The organism is Dyella sp., from assembly GCF_051954575.1.
Taxonomy (GTDB): Bacteria; Pseudomonadota; Gammaproteobacteria; order Xanthomonadales; family Rhodanobacteraceae; genus Dyella_B.
The window spans coordinates 62,196-69,150 of the sequence record NZ_JBQCHP010000179.1 but is presented as its reverse complement, the minus strand read 5'-3'; the positions used below and the strand labels follow the sequence as shown (position 1 = coordinate 69,150).

The following is a 6,955-nucleotide window of genomic DNA, read 5'->3' as shown; positions in this document are numbered from 1 at the left end:
TTGACCAGCATTCGCTGTTGAAAAGCGCCTCCGCTTTCGCGGGAATGACGGCCCAGTAATCTGGAAGATCATGTGCAAGGTGTATAGCTCGCTGATTTTATTGAAATCATCGAGCAAAAACGTGGGGATACGTCAGGGTGCAAACCCCAACACCCGCTTGCCACACGTCACGACGCTGGGGTTTGCACCCCAGCCTACAAGATCGGCGCACAGCCCAACCTACGGGGACATAGCGCTCGTAACGTGTGGCCAGGCGACGTTCCAGGCGATGCGCTCCTGTTCCAAGCGCACCTGCTTGTACTCACCTTCGCGCAGTGCGCGATATAGCTGCTGCTCCGCTTCCGTGAGATGTGCAAGTTCTGGTGCGGCGGGCTTCTCTTCCCTGCCCCACAAGGCCTTGAACGCAAGCAAGGTCGCCTCGTCCATCATCAACGATTGTGTCCGCGGCAGATAACCACGCAAGCGACTGAGAATGGCCAGCCCGTGCGTGTCGATATCGCCCCAGTAATACACAGGCAACTGCGCGAGCCAAGGCAGTTTCGCCAACACCTCCACCGCATAACCGCGGCGCATGAATACCACCGTGCCGGGCAAGGTTTCGCAGGCAAGCCCGGTGACCAGGTTTTCCACGATCAGCACTTGCCGAGCGGGCAGCTTCAAGCCGATGAATTCTTCCGCTGGCGCTTCGATATCGGACAGCCCGCCGATCGCGTCGCAGAGTTCGCGATCGAGCAGACGCATGCGCAAACGGTCGGGCGCCGCGCGCAAGCCTGTCGCCGCATAAAACTCGCGCGCTTCACTTGCATGCAGAACACCCAGCCACCCCGCCGTCACGCCACGGTACGAGTCCAGCCATTTGGTGTCGATGCCGGCGATGGGCAGCTGACGTGGATAAAGACCCGACGCCGGATGCCGCCAGAGCCAATCGACGACCGTGCAAAGCCGTTGGAATTCATCTTCATCCAGATTGGCCAGCAGATCGAAGTGACGCGACAGTTCGACCTGCCACGCAGCATCGTCCTTCCACGCGGCCAACACAGCAAAGCGCTGTTTCGCCCGCGACCAGGCGGTTGAACATCCCAATTCGAGCGCCACCGCTTCAGGCGAAGCGAACCGCCATGCGCACGGAAGATTCTGTTCACCCACGCGCGACCAAGCCCGCGCTTCATAGCGCACCGCATCCGCATGACGCTGCGCGATCACACGCCATTGCGCCAGCCACTCATCGAAGCGCGCCCACTCCGCCAGCACCTTCGCTTCTGTGGGCGGCTCCGTGCTCAGCGACAGCGGCCACTCGCCTTGTCCCAGCAACCAGTTGCGGCGCTGGTTCTGCCAGCGCGACTGCAAGCGCCTGCGCAGTTCCTCAGGCGTCCGCATCGACCTGACGCGCCTTTTCCGGCAAGGCCAGCCGCTTGTTGTCCTGATCGTATTCGATCAGCAGCACGCCCGAATCGTGGCGGCCGGTGATGTCGACGAAGCAGGCGCCGCCGATGAACGGCTCCAGCGTCATCACCGATTTCAATGGCGTGGCCACCACCATCTGGAAACCGAAGTTCTCAAAGATGTTCATCGCCAGGGCGGTGAATTCGTTGTCGGCTTTGTCGAAGGCTTCGTCGAGCACCACCGGCGCATAGCGCGGCAGATGGCCATCGTCGCCGCCGAGCTGATAACGCAGCGCGGCAGCAAGGCATGTGGTGGCGAGTTTCTGGCGCTGGCCGCCGGATTTGCCGGCACCGCTGCGATAGACCTCCACTGTCTCGCGCGTGCCGGCGTCTTTTTCCACGCCCACGAACTCGACATGCTGGCGCACGTCCAGCACCTGTTCGCGCCAGCGCTTGTGCTCGGGATCGTCCGCCGCCAGTTTCGCCACCAGCTGGCGCAATACGGCGAACTGGGCTTCGGCGCGGTCGCGGTCTTCGGTCTGGTGATGCGACAGCACTTCGCGCAGTTGCAGCTGGAACTCGCGCACTTCCGGCAGATTGCGGTCGGTGAGATCGATCTGCAAGACGGTGCCGCGATTGAACGGCACGCGCTCCAGGCTTTCGTTCACTTCGTCCATGCGTTGGCCGATCGATTTGCGCGCCTCGGTCATGTGTTTTTGCAGCACCAGCAGGTTTTGCTTGCTCTGGCTTTGCAGCAGTTCGAAGAACCGCGCCTCGTGTTTCGGCAGGCCATCCAGTTCCAACCGTCGCAGGCGCGAGAGAAAACCTTCCACCGAATCCATGTTGGGCGTGAAGTCGGCGCTCTCCTGCGGCCATCGACGGCAGAAACTGCGGAAGCATTCCTCGATGGCCTGCACCAGCGCATTGTCGTGCTGGGCCTGTTCGGCGAGCGCGACGTTCAAGCCATCCTTGACCTGGTTGATCTGGCGATCGAGGTGGTCCAGCCCCAGCGGCGGATGCTGCGGCAAGCGACCGGCCAGCGCTTCGTTCTGTGCCGGCGAAAGCGACATGGCGTGGGCAAGCGGCAGGCAGGATTCGCGCTGCTTGCCGTAGCCGTTGCGCTCCTTTTCCAGCGAAATCCGTTCGGCTTTTGCATCATCGAAGTTTTTCGCAACGCGCTCGCGCACCGCGCGCTCGGCATCCAGCTGGCGCATGATCTCCTGCAGCGTGGTATCGCCAGCGCGCAGTTGCTGCAACTGGTTTTCGATGTCACCGAGGCGACGCAGCTTCGGCGCGACGTCGATTTCCTCCCACTCCAGGTTCACCAGTTGCGAGGCGGACAAACGGCGATCGCCATCGGCATCGCGTTCGGCTTTGAGCCCATCCAGCTGGCCGGCCGATTGCGCGATCGATTGCGCCAGTTCCTGCCCTTCGCGCTCGAACAGCGCCAGCTTGTCGCGGTTGTCGAAACCCAGCACCCAGTTGCGGCGATCGTCGACAGCGCGGCGATCGTCTTTCTCATGACGATCGCCGCCGTGCTTGACCAGACCCTCGCGCGTGATCGCGCGATCCGCGTTGCGCAAGGCAGCGGGCGAATCGGCACAGCTGTAATCGAAGCGCCGCGCCAGCTCGTTGGCCAGCCAGTCGCGATGCGCGTGGTCGCGCAGCTCCAGGCGATGGATCAGCGAGCGTGATTCCGGCGCGCGATGGCCGAGCGCATCCACGCGACCCACGCGGTAGTACACCAGTTTTCCGCCCAGATGGGTCTTGTTGACCCAGTTGGAAACTTCGGCGTAATGCCGCTCGTCCACCAGTAGCGACAAGGCGAAGCCGTGCAAGACGCGCTCGATCGCACCGCGCCACGCAGCGTGTTCGCCCTTCACCTGCAACAGCTCGCCAACGAACGGCAAGGTGTTTTCCGACCAGCCAAGCTCGCTGCACAAGCGTGCACGCATGGCCTGGATCGGTGCGGGAATGTTCGACGGATTGCGCTTGAGCGCGTCGATTTCGGCACGCACGGCGGCGAAGCGCTGGCTGCATTGATCGCGTTCGCGCTTGAGCGCATCCATGCGTTCTTCCAGACCAGCCGCGCGATCGCGCGCACCATCGAGCAGTTCGCGCGCGCTGCCGATCAGCTCGGCGAAACCTTGCGCAGTCGGCGACAAGGTCCAACCCAATGCACTGCAGGCTTTTTCCGCCTTGTCGCGGCGCTTCATACGTTCGTCGCGTTCGCGCGCGACTTGCTCGTGCTCGCGTTCAAGCTGGTCGATCAGATCGCCACCCTGCTCGCGGCGCTGCTGCTCCAGGTCGGCCAGACGGCGGTCGTGGTTTTCCAGCGTCTGGCGGCGTTGCGCGATTTCGCCTTCAAGCGCCACGTCGCGCACATTGAGCTCGGCCAGGCCCTCGTCCAGCAGCACCAGCCGGCGCTGTTCGCGCCAGGTGTCCACGCACAGATGCAACTCGCGCAAGGTGCTGGTTTCGCGCCGCAGCGCCTGCAGATTTTCATGTGCCGAACGCGCGGGCACCAGCGTCTCCACTTGCTCACGCGCGATCACCACCGCCTTGTGCGCAGCATCGAGTTCACCGAAATCCGTCACCAGCCGGTTGGCGGCGCCGAAGGTCTCCGGCTCGTCCAGCATGAAGCCGCGCAGGAAGCCGTTGAGATCGCCCAGGTTCTTGGCCGACTGCGTTTTATGCAGCAGCTTCAAGGCCATCTCGTTCTGGATGCCGAGCAGGCGGCGGAAGCGTTCGGCGTAGCCGGCGAAGGTATCGAAGTGATGCACGTCCTCGCCAAGCCGCGCCTTGAGCTTGCGCAGGTCCAGGTCGAAGCCTTGCATCTCGGTGGCGACGTCGAAGGCGCGCTCGCACACCATGTAGTGCTTTTTCACGTCCGCCGCGGCGGAACCGTTGCCGGCCACCCAGAACAGGCGGATCACGCTGACCGATTGGCCCATCGCATTGCGGTATTCCAGCGCCAGCGCCGACCAGGTGCTGCCTTTGCGCAGGTATTGCGTGGCGATTTCGCCCGACTCGCCATCGTGCTGGTCGGCCCATGCACCGCGCACGTAAGACACCAAGCTGCGATCGCGGCCGCTGCGTTCGGCTTCGCGCGCGGCGGCATTGAAATCCACCAGGTTGGGCGGCACCAACAAGGCCGACATCGCATCGAGCAAGGTCGATTTGCCCGAGCCGGAACGACCCACGAACAGAAAACCGCGCTCGGCGATGGGAATATCCACCAGCCCGCTGAAAGTGCCCCAGTTGAGCACTTGCAAACGCCGCATGCGGAACTGTTCGTCGCGCGGATCGGGCAGATCGGACATGAACAGCGAAGGTGCAGCTTCGAGCTTGGCCTGTTTGCGCGGCGTCTTGGTTTTAGCGTTCATCCGCAGTGGCCTCCATGGCTTCGTCGGCTTCGCGCAATTGGCGATAGATCTGCGCAAGGTTCTGCACGTCTTCGGCGGAGAACAGCAGCTTCAGCGCAGGCGACACTTCGTAGCGATCGTCGCTGCCGCGCAGTTTTTCCAGCACGTGGTTCTCCTTCATCTTGGTGATGGAGGCCGCCACGCGCTTGTTGAAGCCAGCGCGATCGGTAGAGAGATTCTTTTCGTACACCGACAGGGCATCCACCAGCACGGTTTCCTCCACCACGGCGCGACGCCCCTGCGCGTCCGCTTCGGCCAGTTGCTGGCGCAGATGCAGCAGCAATACCGAATCGATAAAAGTGAGCGGCGAGGAGCGCAGCAGCACCGGCGTTTCCAGCTCGCCCGTATCGGCCTGGCGCGTAAACGCCACGCCGGCATCGCGATCGAGTACCAGTTCCAGGAATAGATCGTTGAGATGCGAGCGCAGTTGCGCCTCATAGCGCAACACCGCCGGCCACAACTGGCTATGCCGGCTCGCATCCACGCTGGGGCCGCTCAACAACTGGCACAGCGCACGCCGCGCGTCCAACGGCAGCGCGCCGGTATCGCCATCGAACAGGCCCTTGTCGCGCACGGGCGCGGGTGCAGGCTCGATGGGCGAGGCTTCGTCTTCAAGCAAATTCATGGCGTTTCTCTTTCAAAAACCACACCAAGGGAATGCGCGCGTGGCGCCATTGGCCGTCGCCGCCTTTCCAGCTGATCGCTTCCTGTTCCTTGCCGATCACGCCATGACGCGTGGCCAGCGAGAGATAGCCCACGACGCTGCCCAGGCCTTGTTCGGCAGGGCGCTGGTTCAACACCTGGCTGATGGAGAGCTGGTCGTATTCGGCGAGCAGGTCGTGCAGATCGCGACGCAGGCTGCGGAAATCGATTTCCGACTGCGCGACCAGTTCGCTCACGCTGTCCAGCGAAATGGCCGCGCCTTCGCTGCGCACGATGCTGCCGTCCACCTGCGCGTTGCGCGGATCGTGCAGGCGCCATTGTGAGAGTGAGCGCAGGCGGCTGGTGGTGAGCTGGAGCGTGTAAGGGGTGCGCTGGCGCACGTTGACCGCATCGCGCAGTTGCAGCGCTTCGGCCTGCGCCTGTTTCAGCAGTTGGTTCAAGCGGCGCTGTTCAAGATAGCCACGACTTTGCACGAAACCGCGCAAACTGCGTGCGAAGTGCTGCAGTACGTCGTGCACGTGGCCGCCGCGTTCCAGCATCACGCCGGTGAAGCCGCGCAGGAACTGGCGCTCGTGACGCTGCAGTTTCTTGGCGAAATTGCGCGCAAGCACGCTTTCCAGCGCCGCATCCAGTTGCGCGCTTTGCTCGACGTCGTTGAGCAGGTTCCAGAAGGCATTGAAGCTGCGGCCCGCTTCGCTTTCGGCGATCACGTCGACGCCCTCGAACAGACGATCGAGCACGTCGCCGCGCTCGCCTTCGTCATCGATGATGCGTTCGCGGAAATCACGATTGAGGCGCTCGAAATCGTCGCGCACGCGGCGGAAATCTTCCGCCAGTTCATCGGCAAGCTGGATCACTTCGCGCGCGCGTTCCAGTGCGCGCTTGCCATCCAGGGTCGCCACCTTGCCGGTGCCGACGCGCGCGATCTCCGCATCGAGCCGGTCGCGTTCGGCGTACAGCGCCTGCAGGCGCGCGGTGGGATCGGTCTCGGTCTGTTCGGCCAGGCGCACCAGCTGTTGGATTACCAGCGCCAAGCGGCTTTCGGTGGCCGCGCTGCGCGGCGCATCCAGCGTGCTGACGAAGCGGATCGCCTGCGCGGTCTGCGCGGAAAGTTCGTATTCCTCTTCGCTGGCGCCTTCGGGCAGGCGGCGTTCCAGGAAGCCTTTGGCCAGCCAGTCGGCCACGTAGGCCTGCGCGGTGCGCGGCAGTTCGCGCGGCAGGTCGGAGGCGTTGATGGCGTCCAGGTGATGCTGCAGGCGCTCGAACAGGATGGAGGCGCTGAGCGTGCGCTCGCCGTCCATCAGCACAGTTTGCAGCAGGCCGATGATTTCCGGGGCGTGGTCGGCGGCGAGCAGGCGCCAGAGCGGTTCGTCGCGCAGGCGGCGGTAGGTGGCGATGCGGGCTTGGAGTTTCATGCTGCGTTTTTTTCCCTCTCCCCTCCGGGGAAAGGGCTAGGGTGAGGGGTCACACTCGCCGAAAATTCCA

The 6,955-nt window shown here is 63.5% G+C and carries 4 protein-coding genes; all 4 read right to left on the bottom strand.

Annotated elements, in window-relative coordinates:
* Window positions 1-219: 219 nt before the first annotated feature.
* From ACTHNE_RS20860 to ACTHNE_RS20845, 4 genes are read right to left on the bottom strand one after another with little or no spacing between them, the layout of a single operon-like run.
* Window positions 220-1,377, bottom strand: coding sequence for a Wadjet anti-phage system protein JetD domain-containing protein (locus tag ACTHNE_RS20860; RefSeq protein ID WP_440270216.1), 1,158 nt, complete (start codon window positions 1,375-1,377; stop codon window positions 220-222).
* A complete protein-coding gene (locus ACTHNE_RS20855) occupies window positions 1,364-4,768 on the bottom strand; it encodes an ATP-binding protein (RefSeq protein WP_440270215.1) in 3,405 nt (1,134 codons plus the stop codon). The genes ACTHNE_RS20860 and ACTHNE_RS20855 overlap by 14 nt, the downstream gene beginning before the upstream one ends.
* Entirely contained in the window at window positions 4,758-5,432 is a 675-nt protein-coding gene (locus tag ACTHNE_RS20850) for a DUF4194 domain-containing protein (protein ID WP_324947819.1), read from the bottom strand. Before ACTHNE_RS20850 ends, ACTHNE_RS20855 begins: the two co-directional genes overlap by 11 nt.
* A complete protein-coding gene (locus tag ACTHNE_RS20845; protein ID WP_324947821.1) occupies window positions 5,419-6,885 on the bottom strand; it encodes a DUF3375 domain-containing protein in 1,467 nt (488 codons plus the stop codon). The genes ACTHNE_RS20850 and ACTHNE_RS20845 overlap by 14 nt, the downstream gene beginning before the upstream one ends.
* Between the last annotated feature and the right edge of the window lie 70 nt (window positions 6,886-6,955).